Source organism: Microbacterium abyssi (assembly GCF_015277895.1).
In the GTDB taxonomy this organism is placed as follows: Bacteria; Actinomycetota; Actinomycetes; order Actinomycetales; family Microbacteriaceae; genus Microbacterium; species Microbacterium abyssi.
The window spans coordinates 1,604,191-1,620,425 of sequence record NZ_CP063815.1 but is presented as its reverse complement, the minus strand read 5'-3'; the positions used below and the strand labels follow the sequence as shown (position 1 = coordinate 1,620,425).

The following is a 16,235-nucleotide window of genomic DNA, read 5'->3' as shown; positions in this document are numbered from 1 at the left end:
ACACCATGGCACAGGAGTTCGGAATCGTCGTATCGCAGGGGCGGGTCGCCGACCGCACGGATGGGGCGCTGCGCGGTGCGCACGCCGCCGGCGCGGCGCTGGGCGAGTATCTGGGACGGACACCGGCCGTCGTCGGGACGCCGTCGCCGAGCGCCGTCGACGACTGGCGCGACGCCCTGCCGGCCGCGCGTCCGACGCTGGAGGCGCTGCGGAATGCCCTGCGCGATGTCCTGGATGCCGGTGACACGCCGCTGCTCGTGACGAACACCTGCGCGGCGAGCCTCGGTACCCTTCCGACCGTCGCGGAGCGGCACCCGGACGCCGTCGTGCTGTGGATCGACGCCCATGGCGACTTCAACACCCCGGAGACGACCGGGTCGGGGTATCTGGGCGGCATGGTGCTGGCGGCCGCGTGCGGACTGTGGGACAGCGGACACGGTGCCGGACTCGATCCCGAGCAGGTGATCGTTGTCGGAGGGCGCGACATCGATCCTGCTGAGGCGGAGTTGCTGTCACGCGCGGGCGTGCAGGTGCTGTCTCCGGCCGAGAGCACCCCGAAGCGCGTCGCCGAGCTCGTGACCGGGCGCGAGGTGTGGATCCATGTCGACTGGGATGTGCTCGAGCCCGGGTACATCCCCGCCGCGTATCGGGTGGCAGGGGGCCTGCGTCCGCACCAGATCGCTGACATCTTCGCCGCTCTCCGCGATCAGGTGCGCGGCGTCGAGTTCGCCGAGTTCGAGTACGGGGACGCAGAGGTGCCCGCGAACGTGAGCGTCGAGCTGATCCTCGAGACGTTCCAGGCGCTGCGACGCTGAACCTGACCGTGCGGCGCCCCGCCGTGTCAACCCGTTGTCGAGGAAACAGGTTCCTGCCATCATCGAGGTCTCACAGGGTTTCGGCCCTGAAACGTGTGCCGACCCGCGGCACCGGAAGGGAAGACCATGAGCATCGGCACTGGAATCGTGTTGTTCGTGATCGGAGCGATCCTCGCGTTCGCGATCAACGTCGAGGTGGAGTGGGCGAATCTGGACCTCATCGGCTACATCCTCATGGGCGCCGGAGCGGTCGTGTTCATCATCGGCCTGATCCTCGTCGCGCGCCGTCGTCAGACGAACTCGGTCACGCAGACCTCCGTCGACCCCGGTTCGGGGTCGCAGACCACGCGCCGCAGCACCAGCGCACCGGACGACCCCGCCGGGCTCTGAACTACTCGGACCGTGGGCGCCGCACGCGCTCACGGTCCAATCCCATGCGGATCCGCGTGCGCTTGCGCTCGATCACGATGAAGATCGTGCCCAGCAGCCACAGCGGCACCTGCGTCAGGAACGCGAGCCGAAACGCTTCGAGCGAATAGGTCTCAGGCGTTCCTGCGCCCTGCAGGTCGAGCGCGAGGCCGATCAGGAACACCGCGGTGAGCGCGGCGATGAAGCCGCCGGCGTTCGTGAGGCCCGTAGCGGTGCTGAGACGGTGCGCAGGATTGTGGGTGCGCGCGTGGTCGAACGCGATCATTGATGCCGGTCCGCCGGAGGCAAGCGCGATCGCGAGCACATAGAGCAGCCAAAGGGGAGCGGGCCCCGGATAGGCGATCACTGCCAGCCAGGCGAACATCTGAACTGCAACGGTCGGGAGCACCAGCGCCAGAGATCGCCGATTCGGAATGCGACGCGACAGCTCGCCGAGAATCGGCCCAAGAATCATGCCGACAGCGACATATACAGAGATGAGGGTCGCTGCCTGGGCGGGGGAGAGGCCCTCGCCCGCCGTGAGGAACGGCATTCCCCACAGCAGCACGAACGCGGTTCCGGCGAACGGCGTCGCGAAGTGCGACCAGAAGGCGAGGCGCGTTCCGGGATGCGCCCAGGCCGCGCGGATGCCGACGCCGGTGTCGATCGCAGAAGTGACCACGCGCACGACCCCGGTGTCGGTGTTGACGGACACGTCGGCGGCGACCTCGGGCGGGTGATTGCGGATCACGGCGAAGACGAGGACGGCGAACAGCGCGCCGAGCCCGGCGATGCTTCCGAACGTGATCGTCCAGGTGGTGGCGTGCAGGAGTGCGGCCACCGGAATGAGGGCGACCAGCTGTCCCGACTGGCCGAGGACTCCGGTGAGCTGCACCATCAGCGGACCGCGCTGGGCGGGGAACCATGTGGCGACAAGACGAAGCACCGCCGGGAAGACCATGGCGTCGCCGGCGCCGAGGAGCACGCGGGCGAGGATCGCGATGCCGATGCTGGGGGAGAGCGCCATGGTCAGCTGCCCGGCGGCCATCAGGATCATGCCCAGGGTGATGATCGGGCGAGCTCCGTACCGGTCGAGGAAGACGCCGATGGGGATCTGCATACCGCCGTAGACGGCCAGCTGCACGACGGCGAACAGCGAGAGGGTCGCGGCATCCGCCTGGAACCGCTCGGCGGCGTCCACACCGACCGCGCCGAGGGAGGTGCGGTTCGCGATGGCGAGCACATATGCGGCGACGCCGACGGACCAGATCAGCCAGGCCCTCCACCCGGGTGTCACGAGGGAGGAGTGGGTGGTATCGGGCACGGTTCCACGCTACTCCGCGCGGGCGGCGTTCAAGCGCAGGCCGACGCGCTTCGATCGATGAGAGTCACGCGGCGACCCTAGCCAGACGCCTTCTGCGCGATTAGCATTCCCGCATGGGCATCGAGACGCTTCACCTGATCGACTACTTCGATCGCTACGCGAGCATGCTGACCGTTTTCGATGCGGAGGGCGCAGCCGAGCTGTGGGCGACGCCCGGAATGATCGTCGATGATCGTTTCTCCGGCGTGCTGGAGTCCCACGACATGATGATCGAGGGCCTGGAGCAGTCTTACCCGCTGTATCAGCGACTGGGACTGGCCTCGGTCCGCTATGACATCGTCGACGAGAACCATCTCACGGATTCGCTGGTACTGGTCCGCGTGCGCTGGATCTTCCTCGATGCCGGCGGCGATGAGCTGACTGACAGCACCAACTACTATCTGCTGCGATCTGAAGAGCGGGGGTTGCGGGCATGCGTGTGCATCGAGACCGATTCCGCGGAGAAGTTGCAGGCTCTCATGGCTGAACGAGGCATCGATCCGACCTGAGCCCGTCTTCAGCCTGCGTGATCCGGTAGCGGACGTGCGTAAGCGCGTCCCAGTTTTCGCTGACGAGCTGCTCCACTCTCACCCGTCCGATATCGAGCAGCGGCGTTCCCTCGCCCAACCAGATCGGGGCGACGAACAGATCGAGCTCGTCGACCAGGCCCGCGCGCAGGAGCGACCGCGTCAGGTTCAGAGAGCCCCACACCACCAGCAGTGCCTCGCCGTCCTGGCGGAACTGTGCGACGTACTCTTCCGCGTCCGCGACGACCGTCGCAGGCGCGTGCTGCCCCCACGGTGCCGAGTCCAGAGTCGTCGATGCGACGATCTTCGGGAGTTCATTGACGCGATTCGCGATCGGCTCCGTCGCTGTGGGCCAGTACCGGGCGAACTTGCGGTAGGTGCGGCTGCCGAGCAGTACGGCGTCCGCGCCGGCCAGGAACTCTTCGTTGTAGGTCTGGCTTCGCCGGTCGATGTCCTCGTCGACAACGCTCATGATCTCCGTTTCGTCGATCGGCCCCGACGCGAACCCGTCAAGCGAAACCCACTCTTGAACGATGACGCGGGCACGGTTCGTGGCGGTCATGAAAGTCTCCATTCCGCGGACTGATGCTCGATGGTCTCGGGGCGACCGGCTTCGCACCAGGCCATTGACATGATTCCCAGGGGTTCCGCGCGCGGCTCTGAACGGTGGTCACTCGGCGAGGGTACCGATCTGGAGTGTTGACCGGTTCAGCTCAGGAAACACCACACGAACACCGCTGTGCACATCAGCAGCATTCCGAGAGCATTGACGAAGAGGTTCCGACCGAAGTCCCTGGCTCGAATGTGCATCGCGATCGCACCGACGAAGTAGATGACCAGACACACGGACGTGAGCAGCCCGATTCCCGGAATCCAGATCCCGGCCACGAGTCCCAGCGCGGCTGCGAACTTGATCACGGGCATCATCCACCACAGACGCCGCGGCCAGCCGACATCACGGAAGCATCTGGCGATGAAATCCACCGGTTTGATGCTGAGAATGCCGTCGACCGCGCTGATGATCGACAGAACGATGATGGGCCAAACCGGTCGAACGGGAGGCAATCCATCAAGTGGACTCGCTGATCGATACGGCGGCGGGGGAGAGCGTCGCCGTAGCGCTCGCGCGCGTCGCTCTCAGCGTCGGCGCGCATTGGCCGGGTCACATCACTTCGTACTGACATAATGTGCATTATCGGCGTCCTCTCGAGAACGGAACTGTGGAGCCATGCGACCCAGCGAGAGTTCTGCGTGCCAGTTGAGAGTCAGGCGCCGACGTACTCGGCGAGGTGCTCGCCTGTCAGCGTCGACTTGGCCGCGACGAGGTCTGCCGGCGTGCCCTCGAACACCACGCGCCCTCCGTCGTGACCGGCGCCGGGGCCGACGTCGATGATCCAGTCGCCGTGCGCCATCACCGCCTGGTGATGCTCGATCACGACCACGGTCTTGCCCGCGTCCACCAGTCGGTCCAGGAGTCCGAGGATCTTGTCGACATCCGCGAGATGCAGACCGGAGGTCGGTTCGTCGAGCACGTAGATGTCGCCCTTGTCCCCCATCTGAATCGCGAGCTTGACGCGCTGACGCTCACCGCCCGAAAGCGTCGACAGCGGCTGCCCCAGCGAGAGATATCCCAGGCCGACGTCGTCGAGGCGCTCCAGGATCGCGACGGCGGCCGGAATCTTCGAATCCGGCTGCGAGAAGAACTCACGAGCCTCCGACACCGGAAGATCGAGCACCTCGGTGATGTCCTTGCCGCCGAGCTTGTACTCCAGCACCGCTGCCTGGAATCGCTTGCCGCCGCAGTCCTCGCACGGCGTCTCGATCGTGTCCATGAACCCGAGCTCGGTGATGATGACGCCGGATCCCTTGCACGACGGGCAGGCGCCCTCCGAATTCGCGCTGAACAGCGCGGGCTTCACGCCGTTCGCCTTCGCGAACGCCTTGCGGATCGGCTCCAGCATCCCGGTGTACGTCGCAGGGTTGCTGCGGCGAGAACCCCTGATCGCACCCTGGTCGATCGCGATGACGCCGTCGCGCTTGGATACCGATCCGTGGATGAGCGAGCTCTTTCCCGAACCGGCGACACCCGTCACGACCGTCAGCACGCCCAGGGGAATGTCCACGTCCACGTCGTGGAGGTTGTTCGTCGAGGCGCCACGCACCTCGATCGCGCCCTTCCCATCGCGAACCGAGGGCTTCAGCGACGCACGGTCGTCGAGATGACGACCGGTGATCGTGTCGCTCGCGCGGAGTCCTTCGACCGTGCCCTCGAAGCAGATCTCCCCTCCCCCGCTGCCCGCCGCAGGACCGAGGTCGACCACGTGGTCGCCGATCGCGATCGTCTCAGGCTTGTGCTCGACGACGAGCACCGTGTTGCCCTTGTCGCGGAGCTTCAGCAGCAGTGAGTTCATCCGCCTGATGTCGTGCGGGTGCAGCCCGATCGTGGGCTCGTCGAACACGTAAGTCACGTCGGTCAGTGACGAGCCGAGGTGGCGCAGCATCTTGATGCGCTGCGCTTCTCCCCCGCTCAGCGTTCCGGACGGGCGCTCCAGGCTCAGGTATCCGAGCCCCAGCGTCACGAAGGCGTCGAGGTTGGCCTCGAGCGCCTCGAGCAGCGGACCCGCCCCGGTCAGTTCCAACCCCTTCACCCACGCAGCGAGGTCGGTCACCTGCATCCGGCAGGCGTCCGCGATGCTGATGCCTTCGATCTTCGAGGAGCGCGCCCCCTCCGTGAGCCGGGTGCCGTCGCACTCGGGGCAGGTCGTGAAGGACGCGACGCGCTCGACGAATGCGCGGATGTGCGGCTGCAGCGCGTCGAGGTCCTTCGAAAGCATCGACTTCGTGATCTTCGGGATCAGGCCCTCATAGGTCATGTTGATGCCGCTGATCTTGACCTTCGTGACCTCGCCGTAGAGGAAGAGGTGCCGCTGCTTCTCGGTGAACTGCGAAATCGGTTTGTCGGCCGGGTAGAAACCGGACGCAGAGAAGCCCTTCACCATCCAGCCGTCGGCGGTGTAGCCGGGCACCATGATCGCTCCTTCGTCGAGCGACTTCGACTCGTCGACGATCTGTGCGAGATCCAGGTCCGATACCGCTCCCCTGCCCTCGCAGCGTGGGCACATGCCGCCGAGGTAGATCGCGTCCTTCACGATCTTCTTCTCACCACCCGGGCCGGTCATCACCCCGCTGGCCTTCTGCGTCGGGATGTTGAACGAGAACGCGGTCGGGCCGCCGATGTACGGCTGGCCCAGCTTGGAGAACAGGATGCGCAGCATGGCGTTGGCATCCGTCACAGTGCCGACGGTCGATCGGGGGTTCGCGCCCAATCGCTCCTGGTCGACGATGATCGCCGTGGTGAGTCCCTCGAGGACATCGACGTCGGGGCGCGGCACCGACGGCATGAATCCCTGCACGAAGGCGCTGTAGGTCTCGTCGATCATGCGGCGGGATTCGGCGGCGATCGTGTCGAACACCAGCGAGCTCTTCCCCGAGCCCGAGACGCCGGTGAACACCGTCAGCCGGCGTTTCGGGATGTCGACGCTGACGTCCTTGAGATTGTTCTCGCGGGCACCCCGGACCCGGATCAGATCATGCGAATCGGCGGCAGAGGGCGCATCGGTCATGTGAAAGATCCTGCCACGGACCTCTCCCATTCCGAACCTCTGGCGCGCTACGCTGAGCACGTCCTTCACAGGATCTTCACAGAGAGGCGCTCGACATGTCTGACTCACTCACCGAAGCGAAATCGCTGTTCACCTCCATCCGCATCACGCTGGCGATCTCCGGTGCGGTCGCACTCATCGCGGGAATCGTTCTGCTCGTGTGGCCGCTCAAGACGGCCATCATCGTCACGGGCATCATCGCCGCGTACCTGATCGTCGCGGGCCTGGTCTACGTCGGTCTCGGCATCTTCTCCGGCAAGAAGGGCGGCTGGGCGCGCACGGGTCACATCGTCCTCGGCGTGCTCTACATCGTCGCCGGCGTCGTCGCGTTCCTGAACCTCCAGGCCGCCACGATCACGCTCGCGCTCGTCACGGCGATCTTCCTCGGCGTGAGCTGGATAGTCGACGGCGTGGTCGCATTGACACTGCTCAACAAGGACGGATCGCGGGCCTGGACCATCATCTACGCGATTCTGAGCATCGCTGCAGGTGTGATCGTGATCTTCTCGCCGCTGCTCGCCGCCGTCGCGCTGTGGTGGATCCTCGGAATCACGCTCGTGGTCCTCGGACTCATTCAGATCGTCCGGGCGATCACGCTCGGGCGGGATGAGAAGAGGGCCGAGTCGCCGCCCCTGTCGGATCCCGGTCCCGCCGCCGCCGTCTGATCAAACCGGTGGAACGACGAAGGCCCTGCCGATCGGCAGGGCCTTCGTCGGCTCAGGTCACTCCGCGGCGAATCCGCTGATGTCGCCGACCAGTCGCGTGTTGTCCGCCGGAACGGGATCGACGGCGGCCTGCGCCACCTCGGCAGCGAACTCCGACACGTTGTAAAGACGCCCGGCATCCTCACGACGCGCCGAGATCGCGCCGGGGTTGGCGCGCTCGAGCAGTGTCGCAGTGATCGTGCCCTCGATCATGTCTCCGGAGACGACGGTGAATCCGATGCCCTTCTCGGCGAGCGCCGGGATCAGCTCGCGCAGCGCGTCCTCGCCCGCGCGCTTCGACTGCGCGACCGGCTCGTACTCGGGCATGGTCGGCGTGGTGCGGATGAAATGCGCCTGGTGGCTCGTCACGAACACGACGCGCGATCCGTCGCCGAGCAACGGCAGCGCCGTGTTCAGGACGCTGAGCTGCGCATCGCGGTTCAACGTCAACGCGTAGTCCTCGGCCATGCCGGACTCCATGCCGCCCGAAGCGTTGAGCACGAGGATGTCCAGCTTCCCGAACTCGGCACGCACCTTCTCGAACATCTCCGCGACGGAGGCGGGATCCGTGAGGTCTGCGCCGACGACGAGCGCGCGCCCGCCCAGGTCGCGCAACTGCCCGGCGAGCTTCTCGGCGCGCGGGGCCTTGTTGCGGAAATTGATGACCACGTCCGCGCCGGCCTCGGCGAAGTAGCGCACGGTGTCCGCGCCGATGCCACGGGACGAACCGGTGACCAGCGCGACCTTTCCTGCGAGTGAACCTGCGGGCAGAACGTCGGTCACAGTGACTCCTTGCGATGCGGAAAAACGCCGCGGAAGACGCGGCCAGTTCACTTTACCAACGACCCGGAACCGCGCCGTGGACGCGTCTGTATCGCGTGATAGGTTGACGGCAAAGGAGGGCGCCATGGACGACGTATCCGTCTTCATCGAGCTGGTCACCGAGTGGGCGTGGATCGGCTGGCTGGTGCTGATCGCCGTGTTCCTCGTCATCGAGATGCTCACGCTCGACTTCACGTTCCTGATGCTCGCCCTCGGCAGCATCGTCGGTCTCGTCATGGGCCTGATCGGTCTCCCGCTCTGGGCGCAGCTGGTCATCGCCGCCGCTGCGGCGGCACTGTTCATCCTGTTCCTCCGTCCACCGCTGCTGAAGCGCCTGCATCGCAGCGAGGATCCCACCAAATCGAACGTCGAGGCACTCATCGGCCTGCGCGGCACCGCACTTGCCGACATCACACAGGTCACGGGCCAGGTGAAGGTCAGCAACGGCGACACATGGACTGCGCGCACCGAGACCGCCGTCATGATTCCGCAGGGCGCGCCCATCCTCATCGCCGCGATCAACGGCGCCACGGCGATCGTGCGCCCGGCAGGCGACTAGCCCCACTCAACGACTAGGAGAACCAGTGGACGATTCCTCGTTCATCCCGACAGCGATCGGATGGATCCTCGCGATCGCGGTCATCATCTTCGTGGTGGTGACGGTCGCAAGCTCGATCCGCATCATCCCGCAGGCCACTGCCGGCGTGGTGGAGCGCCTCGGCCGGTATCACAAGACCCTCACGCCGGGGCTGAACATCCTGGTTCCCTTCATTGACCGGCTCCGGCCGCTCATCGACATGCGCGAGCAGGTCGTCTCGTTCCCGCCGCAGCCTGTCATCACCGAGGACAACCTGGTCGTCTCGATCGACACGGTCGTCTACTTCCAGGTGACCGATGCGCGCGCGGCGACCTACGAGATCGCGAACTATCTCGGCGCCGTCGAGCAGCTGACCACGACCACGCTCCGCAACGTCGTCGGTGGCCTCAACCTCGAAGAGGCGCTCACCAGCCGCGACAACATCAACGGCCAGCTCCGCGTCGTGCTCGACGAAGCCACCGGCAAGTGGGGCATCCGCGTCGGTCGCGTGGAGCTCAAGGCCATCGATCCGCCGCTCTCCATCCAGGACTCGATGGAGAAGCAGATGCGCGCAGAGCGCGACCGCCGCGCCGCGATCCTGACGGCCGAGGGAACCAAGCAGTCTGCGATCCTCGAGGCCGAGGGCGCCAGGCAGGCCGAGATCCTGCGTGCCGAGGGTGACAAGCAGGCCGCGGTGCTCCGCGCCCAGGGCGAGGCCGAGGCGATCCAGAACGTGTTCGCCTCGATCCACCAGGGCGCGCCGGACGACAAGCTCCTCGCCTACCAGTACCTGCAGATGCTCCCGAAGATCGCGGACAGCGAGTCCAGCAAGCTGTGGATCATCCCCAGCGAGCTTACCGAGGCGCTCAAGGGCATCGGCAGCGCGTTCACTCCGCGACCCGGCGTCCAGCCGCCCTCGGGCACGCCCGGCGCGTGACGCACCCGTTCTTCGAGAAGGCACGACACCCTCGGGTTCTCGCCCACCGTGGTCTGATCGTGGGCGACGGCGAGGTCCCGTCGGTGTGGGAGAACACCGCCGGCGCGTTCGCCGCCGCCCACGCGATCGGTGTCGAGTACGTCGAGACCGACTGTCAGGTCACCGCGGACGGCGACGTCGTGCTGTTCCACGACGAGACGCTCTCGCGCCTGTTCGGCGATGACCGGCGGGTCGATGAGGTGCGCACGGTGGAACTGGCCGAGCTCCTCGCGCCGCACGGCGGTCTGCTGACGGTCAGTGAGATGCTCGAGCACTTTCCGGACACGCGCTTCAACATCGATGTGAAGACGGATGCCGCCACCGCCCCCCTCGGTCGGGTCATCGCTCCGCACGCGCATCGCGTGCTGCTGACGAGCTTCTCGGACGCGCGTCGCCGTCGTGCCGTCGACGCCGTGATGGATGCCGGCGCCGCGATCCGGCCGGCCACGTCCGCCGGACGGACCAGCATGATCCGGGCGCGTCTGCTGACCGCCCTGCGCCTCTCCCCCGGGCGCGTGCTGCGGGATCTCGACGCCCTCCAGATCCCTGAACGGTACGGTGCGGTGCGCGCCCTCACCCCCGCCCTGGTGCGCGCCGCCCACCGGCATGGTGTCGAGGTGCATGTGTGGACCGTGAACGACCCGATCGAGATGCGGCGCCTCGTCGCGGCGGGCGTCGACGGCGTCGTCACCGACCGCGCCGATGTCGCCGTGAGCACCCTCTTCTGAGCCCATAACCGACAGGGCTGGGATTCGACTGTGAATACCGCCGCGATCACCGGGCCATTGAGCGCGCGCACAGGCGCGAGCGGTATACCTGATGGCGACGAGAGGACCACAAAATGGCAGATCGCAGCCTCCGCGGCATCCGACTCGGCGCCCAGAGCCTACAGAGCGAAGAGGGCGTCGTTTTCATGGAGCGTCGCGAGACGACTTACAAGTGCGACACGTGCGGCAACAACACGACGCTGATGTTCGCCGCAGACGCAGAACCGCCGCAGACCTGGGAGTGCCGTTCGTGCGGTGCCGAGGCCGTGCTGAGCGTCGATGGCCAGACCATCACGCCGGATGCGACCGACGAGAAGGCCGCACGCACGCACTGGGACATGCTCCTGGAGCGACGCACCCGCGCTGAGCTCGAGGAGCTCCTGGAAGAGCGTCTCGCGTTCATCCGCGCACGTCGCGGGGCCGGTGAGGACCCGACGCGCGAGAAGATCGGCGCCTAACGCCGAGGACGGGCGCGCCACCACCCGATCAGGAGCGCGCCCAGTCCGCCCCACAGCAGCAGCTGCTGCAACCAGGGCCCCAGGATCACGCCAGCGGTGAGGCCGGAGCGCAGCTCGACATTCTCGAGCATCGCTCCGGCCTCATCTGCGTCCAGCGCTGCGAACGTCCGGCCATCCGGGGCGATCATCTGGCTGGTGCCCACGGTCGAGACGTTGACGACGCTGCGACCGGTCTCGACGGCCCGCATCCGCGCGAACGCCAGCTGCTGCAGGTTCTCGTCGGTGCCGCGGAAATCGGCGTTGTTGGTCTGGAACACCAGCACCTCAGCGCCGCCGCGCAAGCCCTCTGAGATGACCTCGTCGTAGATCACGTCGAAGCAGATCGCCAGTCCGACCTTGACGCCCCCGACGTCCACGAGCGGTGGATTCGTGCCGTGCGTGTATTCGCGTCCGATGAGCCCGATCAGATCCGGGACGATCGCATAGTAGAAGTCGCGGTCCGGCACGTACTCGCCGAACGGCACGGGGAAGCGCTTGTCGTGCGTCAGCTCTGCGGTGCCGTCCTGCACCCAGAGCATCGACGTGTTGAAGAACTGCTCGCCTCGACCCGTTGCCGCATTCGCGAGCAGTGGAGCGTCGACGCGATTGGACACCATCGTCATCCGCCGTGCGAGCGAGTCGTTCTGGAACGGGTCGCCGTCCAGTCCGCCCTCCGGCCACACGAGCAGATCCACGTCCTCGCCGTACAGCGGTTCGGTGGCATCCGTCTGCGCCTGTACGACGGCGTAGGGCTCGCGATCATCGAAGTAGCCCGTGGGGCCGTTCCCCTGTACGGCCCCGATCCGCATGGTTCCGGCATCCGTCGTGGGGAAGGCGGGTGTGACGAACAGAACGAGCACGAGAACGGCCGGCGCGATCAGCCGTAGCGGTCGCCGCCACAGTCGCAGCCGCGCGCTCTCGATCAGCATCGCGACGGCGAACACCATCAGGAAGCTCAGCCCGCTGACGCCCACCCACGACGACAGTGTCGCCAGGGGGCTCTCCGACTGCGTCATGCCGAGCCTGGCCCACGGAAAGCCCGTGTAGGGCCAGGACCCCAGCAGGAGCTCTCTGCCCACCCAAAGGGCGCCCACCGCGGCGGGCAGCAGCACAAGGCGTCCCACTGTTCCGGGGACGGCGCGCGGCAGCCAGCGATAGGCCAGCGTGATGAGGATCACGGCGACTGCCGTGAGCGCGGCTTCCAGCAGCGCGAGCGCCGACCACGGGATGACGCCCAGGTAGCGCGAGGTCCACGAGACGAGGAGGAAGAAGAACACCGCGCCGTAGGCGAAGCCCACCAGCAGCGCAGACCAGGCACGACGTCCGATCAGGGCCAGCAGCAGCAGCGCGACCGCCGGGAATGCGAGGATCCAGGCGCTCACCGCCGGGTATGCGAGATCCATCAGCAGGCCGGCGACGGCGGCGACGGGTACGGCGAGCCAGAGCGGCAGCAGCGGTCGGGTCCGACCCGCGGGGTCGGCGGAGGCGGATGGCATCCGTATCATTCTCACATCGTCGAGTAGGCGACGATGCCGCGGCGCACGCCGTCGAGCGCCTGGCGGGCAGTGCGAGCGAGACCCAGGTCCTCGGCCACGATCGAGAGCTGGTCGAGGAGATCGATCGTCTGCTTCGCCCAGCGGACGAAGTCACCCGCCGCCATGTCGGCGTCGACCAGGACGCGGTCGAGCAGGGCCCCGCGCGCCCAGGCGTGCATCGCTCCAGCGAGGCCGGCGGCAAGCGGCTCGGAGCCCGGAAGGTTGTGCGCCTGCTCGAGATCGTCGAGTTCTGACCACAGTGTGGTCGTCTTCTCGTAGGCCGCGCGGAACGGCCCGCGAGGCAGCCCCCGCTCCCCCGAGTTCGCCTCGTCACGACGCGGCTCGTACACCAGGCAGCACGCCATCGCGGCGAGCGAAGGCGCGTCCAGGCCGTTCCACAGCCCCTGACGCAGCGACTCGGCCACCAGTAGGTCGCGTTCGCCGTAGATCCGTCGCATGGTGCGGCCGGCCTCGGTGAGCATCGTGTCGCTACCGGTGCCCGTGACGTAGTCCAGAGTGGCGAGCACCTCGACGACGCGATCGAACACGCGCGCGACGGTGCCGGTGCGGTTCTCGATCTGCTTTCGCGTGCGGTCGGTCTGCCGCTTCAGCTTCCAATACCGCTCGGCCCAGCGGGCGTGCGCCTCGCGATCCGGACAGCCATGGCAGCCGTGGCGCTGCATTCGCGTGCGGAGACTCTGGATGCGTTTCATGCGCTTGTCGCGTGCGCCGCGCGGTCCATGCGCATCCTGCCGGTTCTTCTTCTCGAGATCGCTCAGCTCACGACGGATGCCGGCGTAATCGAGGAAGTCGCCACGATCGCACTGCATCGCTTTGAGGTAGCCGTCCAGCGATTCCTCGGCCTCACGGACCTGACGGGCCAGGCCCACGACCGCGCGATCCGCCTGGAACTGCGCGAACGATGACTCGAGGACCTGACGTGCTCGCGGGCGCCCGAACATGTCGATCAGGTTCACGGCCATGTTGTACGTGGGACGGAAGCTGGAATTCAGCGGATACGTGCGCCGTGACGCGAGCGCGGCCACCGCCTGCGGATCCATGCCCTCGGTCCACTGCACGACGGCGTGTCCCTCGACATCGATGCCGCGTCGGCCTGCGCGCCCGGTCAGTTGGGTGTACTCCCCCGACGTGATGGCGACGCGCGCCTCTCCGTTGAATTTCTCCATCTTCTCGAGCACGACCGTGCGGGCGGGCATGTTGATGCCGAGCGCCAGCGTCTCCGTGGCGAAGACGACCTTGACGAGCTTGCGCCGGAACAGCTCCTCGACGACCTCCTTGAACGCCGGCAGGAGTCCCGCGTGGTGCGACGCCACGCCCCGCTCGAGATTGTCCACCCACTCGAAGTAGCCGAGCACCCCGAGGTCCTCATCCTGCAGAGTCCGGGTGCTCTCTTCCACGTACTCCCGGATCTCGCGCCGCTCCTCCTGCGTCGTCAGTCGGATGCCGGAGCGACGGACCTGCTGGACGGCGGCGTCGCAGCCGACGCGGCTGAAGATGAAGAAGATCGCCGGCAGCAGATTGGTGCGCTCGAGCAGCTGGATGACGTCCGGACGGTCCATCCGCTCGATGCGCTGTGCGTTCGCCGCCCGCACCGGACGTCGTCCGCCGCGCGGCGGACGGGGGCTCTGCCTGCCGGCGTGTCTGCCGCTGATGTACGACTGCGCGCGCTTGTTGCTGTCGTACCGCGAGCCGGTGAAGGAGCGGATGCGCATGAGCTCCTGGTTCACCGTCGCCGTCGCGACCCCGGCGCGATCGTCGAACAGCGGCAGCAGGTCATCCCGCACCAGCACGTGCTGCTCGAGCGGCACCGGACGGATCTCGGAGACGATCACCTCGGTGTCGCCGCGAACCGTGTCGAGCCAGTCGCCGAACTCCTCGGCGTTCGAGACGGTGGCGCTGAGCGAGACCAGCCGCACCGAGGACGGCAGATGGATGATCACCTCTTCCCACACGGCGCCGCGGAAGCGATCGGCGAGATAGTGCACCTCGTCCATCACGACGTAGCGAAGGGCGCCGAGCGCGGCCGAGTCGGCGTAGATCATGTTCCGCAGCACCTCGGTCGTCATCACGACGATCCGCGCGTTGCCGTTGATGTTCGTGTCGCCCGTGAGCAGGCCGACGTTCTCGGCCCCGTAGACCTCGACGAGCTCTCGGAACTTCTGGTTCGACAGCGCCTTCATCGGCGTCGTGTAGAAGGCCTTGTCGTTCGGTGTCTGCATGGCGAGGTGGATCGCGAACTCGCCGACGATCGTCTTGCCGGCGCCGGTGGGAGCGGCGACGAGCACACTGCGACCCCGCTCGAGGGCGTGGCATCCTTCGATCTGGAAGGGATCGAGGTCGAACCTCTGCTTGGCGGCGAAGGCGGCGGTCTCCGGGTGCGACGCGCTGTCGCGTGCGGCGGCGTAGCGATCTGCTGGTGAGCTCATGCGTCAGCCTCCGTCAGTGGAAGGCCGTCGGGCCCGGTTCGTTTGCGTCGACGCCGGTCGAGGAGCAGCGAGAGCAGGCTCGCGGCGAGATAGAGGACGACCAGGATTCCGGCGAGCAGCAGCATCGAGAAGATGTCAGCGGCCGGCGTCGCGATCGCGGCGAACAGCGCCGCGATGAGAACCGCCCAGCGCCAGCCGCCCAGCATCGCGCGCCCCGTGAGGAGTCCCGCGAAATTCAGCGCCACCATGAACACGGGGAGCACGAAGGCGACGCCGATGACGATGATGAACTTGAAGATGAAGTCGTAGTACTCCTTGGCGTTGAAGTAGTTCACGCCGCCTTCGGGCACGAAGTTCGACATGATCTCGATCACGTGCGGGGCGACGAGCACCGCGACGTACGCGCCGCCGAAGAAGAGCGGGATGGCCGCTGCGACGAAGGAGATCGTGTAGCGGACCTCCTTGCGCGTGAGGCCGGGCATGATGAAGGCCCAGATCTGCCACAGCCAGACCGGGGCCGAGATGAGCAGGCCGATGGCGAACGAGATGCGCAGTCGCAGATCGAACGCGGAGGAGACTCCCGAGAACACGAACTGGGCGAACGGCGTCTCGGTACCGCGCTCGGCATCCAGGATCCGGATCGGCTCGGTGATGTACCAGATGATGGGATCGGTCACGAAGAAGGCGACGACCATGCCGACGGCAAGGCCGATCACGGCGATGATCAGGCGTCGACGCGCTTCCTTCAGATGTGCGCCGAGCGACATGCGTCGGTCGCGACGGCCTTTCGACGACGCCGGTGTGTCGAGCTCGGTCACCGGCTACGAACTGCGCGGTGGCGTGTCCCGATCGGCGGGGCGATCGATCGGCTCCTGGACCGCGTTCTCCTGGACTGTGTTCGCCGCCGTGGCGTCGGATCCGCCTGCCGCCGGAGACTGCGCGTCGTCGTCCTTCATGGCCTTCATCTCGCCCTTGAACACGCGGGCGGACTGGCCCATGCTCTTCGCGAGCGCCGGCAGCTTCGCAGCGCCGAAGAGCAGCAGGATGATGATCAGGATGATCCACAGATGTGGACCTGCGAAAAGATTACCCATCGAATGCTCCTCAATACGGGGCGGCCAGGGTTCAGTTTACC

Annotated in this window: 17 protein-coding genes; 8 read left to right on the top strand and 9 right to left on the bottom strand. The window is 66.8% G+C overall.

The window, feature by feature from the left end:
* Positions 1-5 precede the first annotated feature (5 nt).
* Positions 6-815 (top strand): arginase family protein, encoded by an 810-nt coding sequence (locus IM776_RS07855; RefSeq protein WP_194422417.1) that lies wholly within the window; start codon positions 6-8, stop codon positions 813-815.
* 126 nt (positions 816-941) lie between these two features.
* Positions 942-1,205, top strand: coding sequence for a DUF6458 family protein (locus tag IM776_RS07850; protein WP_194422416.1), 264 nt, complete (start codon positions 942-944; stop codon positions 1,203-1,205).
* A gap of 1 nt (position 1,206) precedes the next feature.
* On the opposite strand, the gene IM776_RS07845 is transcribed toward IM776_RS07850, so the two are convergent.
* Positions 1,207-2,547, bottom strand: coding sequence for an MFS transporter (locus IM776_RS07845; protein ID WP_228479968.1), 1,341 nt, complete (start codon positions 2,545-2,547; stop codon positions 1,207-1,209).
* A 113-nt stretch (positions 2,548-2,660) separates the two neighbouring features.
* Between IM776_RS07845 and IM776_RS07840 the strand changes: the two genes are divergently transcribed.
* Positions 2,661-3,095: a hypothetical protein gene (locus IM776_RS07840; RefSeq protein ID WP_194422415.1), complete on the top strand. Its 435-nt coding sequence runs from the start codon at positions 2,661-2,663 to the stop codon at positions 3,093-3,095.
* On the opposite strand, the gene IM776_RS07835 is transcribed toward IM776_RS07840, so the two are convergent.
* The 3 genes from IM776_RS07835 to IM776_RS07825 all read right to left on the bottom strand — a co-directional run bounded on the left by IM776_RS07835 (position 3,064) and on the right by IM776_RS07825 (position 6,736).
* On the bottom strand, positions 3,064-3,675 hold the full coding sequence (locus IM776_RS07835) for a dihydrofolate reductase family protein (RefSeq protein WP_194422414.1): 612 nt from the start codon (positions 3,673-3,675) through the stop codon (positions 3,064-3,066). The genes IM776_RS07840 and IM776_RS07835 overlap by 32 nt on opposite strands.
* 146 nt (positions 3,676-3,821) lie before the next feature.
* Positions 3,822-4,178 (bottom strand): DoxX family protein, encoded by a 357-nt coding sequence (locus IM776_RS07830; protein ID WP_194422413.1) that lies wholly within the window; start codon positions 4,176-4,178, stop codon positions 3,822-3,824.
* 200 nt (positions 4,179-4,378) lie between these two features.
* On the bottom strand, positions 4,379-6,736 hold the full coding sequence (locus IM776_RS07825; RefSeq protein WP_194422412.1) for an ATP-binding cassette domain-containing protein: 2,358 nt from the start codon (positions 6,734-6,736) through the stop codon (positions 4,379-4,381).
* A gap of 95 nt (positions 6,737-6,831) precedes the next feature.
* Here IM776_RS07825 and IM776_RS07820 point away from each other — a divergent pair, with 95 nt between their 5' ends.
* Complete coding sequence (locus IM776_RS07820; RefSeq protein ID WP_194422411.1) at positions 6,832-7,440, top strand: HdeD family acid-resistance protein; 609 nt, start codon at positions 6,832-6,834, stop codon at positions 7,438-7,440.
* A 57-nt stretch (positions 7,441-7,497) separates the two neighbouring features.
* Here the strand turns inward: IM776_RS07820 and IM776_RS07815 are convergent, their stop codons facing one another.
* Positions 7,498-8,262, bottom strand: a complete 765-nt coding sequence (locus IM776_RS07815; protein WP_194422410.1) for an SDR family oxidoreductase — start codon at positions 8,260-8,262, stop codon at positions 7,498-7,500.
* Positions 8,263-8,386: 124 nt separating this feature from the next.
* On the opposite strand from IM776_RS07815, the gene IM776_RS07810 reads away from it, so the two are divergent.
* The 4 genes from IM776_RS07810 to IM776_RS07795 all read left to right on the top strand — a co-directional run bounded on the left by IM776_RS07810 (position 8,387) and on the right by IM776_RS07795 (position 11,079).
* Positions 8,387-8,860 (top strand): NfeD family protein, encoded by a 474-nt coding sequence (locus IM776_RS07810; RefSeq protein ID WP_194422409.1) that lies wholly within the window; start codon positions 8,387-8,389, stop codon positions 8,858-8,860.
* Between the two features lie 25 nt (positions 8,861-8,885).
* A complete protein-coding gene (locus IM776_RS07805) occupies positions 8,886-9,815 on the top strand; it encodes an SPFH domain-containing protein (RefSeq protein WP_194422408.1) in 930 nt (309 codons plus the stop codon).
* Entirely contained in the window at positions 9,812-10,582 is a 771-nt protein-coding gene (locus tag IM776_RS07800) for a glycerophosphodiester phosphodiesterase family protein (protein WP_194422407.1), read from the top strand. Before IM776_RS07805 ends, IM776_RS07800 begins: the two co-directional genes overlap by 4 nt.
* 113 nt (positions 10,583-10,695) lie before the next feature.
* Positions 10,696-11,079, top strand: a complete 384-nt coding sequence (locus IM776_RS07795) for an RNA polymerase-binding protein RbpA (RefSeq protein ID WP_194422406.1) — start codon at positions 10,696-10,698, stop codon at positions 11,077-11,079.
* On the opposite strand, the gene lnt is transcribed toward IM776_RS07795, so the two are convergent.
* The 4 genes from lnt to tatA are packed head-to-tail and all read right to left on the bottom strand — an operon-like array spanning position 11,076 to position 16,194.
* Complete coding sequence (gene lnt, locus IM776_RS07790; RefSeq protein WP_194422405.1) at positions 11,076-12,614, bottom strand: apolipoprotein N-acyltransferase; 1,539 nt, start codon at positions 12,612-12,614, stop codon at positions 11,076-11,078. The genes IM776_RS07795 and lnt overlap by 4 nt on opposite strands.
* Before the next feature lie 11 nt (positions 12,615-12,625).
* Positions 12,626-15,100, bottom strand: a complete 2,475-nt coding sequence (locus tag IM776_RS07785) for a DEAD/DEAH box helicase (RefSeq protein WP_194422404.1) — start codon at positions 15,098-15,100, stop codon at positions 12,626-12,628.
* Positions 15,097-15,867, bottom strand: a complete 771-nt coding sequence (gene tatC, locus IM776_RS07780; protein ID WP_194422551.1) for a twin-arginine translocase subunit TatC — start codon at positions 15,865-15,867, stop codon at positions 15,097-15,099. Before tatC ends, IM776_RS07785 begins: the two co-directional genes overlap by 4 nt.
* Before the next feature lie 54 nt (positions 15,868-15,921).
* Entirely contained in the window at positions 15,922-16,194 is a 273-nt protein-coding gene (gene tatA / locus IM776_RS07775) for a twin-arginine translocase TatA/TatE family subunit (protein WP_194422403.1), read from the bottom strand.
* Between the last annotated feature and the right edge of the window lie 41 nt (positions 16,195-16,235).

Coding starts and splice junctions, on each gene's coding strand:
- IM776_RS07855 (WP_194422417.1), top strand. CDS start 6: ATGGCACAGGAGTTCGGAATCGTCGTATCGCAGGGGCGGGTCGCCGAC.
- IM776_RS07850 (WP_194422416.1), top strand. CDS start 942: ATGAGCATCGGCACTGGAATCGTGTTGTTCGTGATCGGAGCGATCCTC.
- IM776_RS07840 (WP_194422415.1), top strand. CDS start 2,661: ATGGGCATCGAGACGCTTCACCTGATCGACTACTTCGATCGCTACGCG.
- IM776_RS07835 (WP_194422414.1), bottom strand. CDS start 3,675: ATGACCGCCACGAACCGTGCCCGCGTCATCGTTCAAGAGTGGGTTTCG.
- IM776_RS07825 (WP_194422412.1), bottom strand. CDS start 6,736: ATGACCGATGCGCCCTCTGCCGCCGATTCGCATGATCTGATCCGGGTC.
- IM776_RS07820 (WP_194422411.1), top strand. CDS start 6,832: ATGTCTGACTCACTCACCGAAGCGAAATCGCTGTTCACCTCCATCCGC.
- IM776_RS07810 (WP_194422409.1), top strand. CDS start 8,387: ATGGACGACGTATCCGTCTTCATCGAGCTGGTCACCGAGTGGGCGTGG.
- IM776_RS07795 (WP_194422406.1), top strand. CDS start 10,696: ATGGCAGATCGCAGCCTCCGCGGCATCCGACTCGGCGCCCAGAGCCTA.
- lnt (WP_194422405.1), bottom strand. CDS start 12,614: ATGCCATCCGCCTCCGCCGACCCCGCGGGTCGGACCCGACCGCTGCTG.
- IM776_RS07785 (WP_194422404.1), bottom strand. CDS start 15,100: ATGAGCTCACCAGCAGATCGCTACGCCGCCGCACGCGACAGCGCGTCG.
- tatC (WP_194422551.1), bottom strand. CDS start 15,867: ATGTCGCTCGGCGCACATCTGAAGGAAGCGCGTCGACGCCTGATCATC.
- tatA (WP_194422403.1), bottom strand. CDS start 16,194: ATGGGTAATCTTTTCGCAGGTCCACATCTGTGGATCATCCTGATCATC.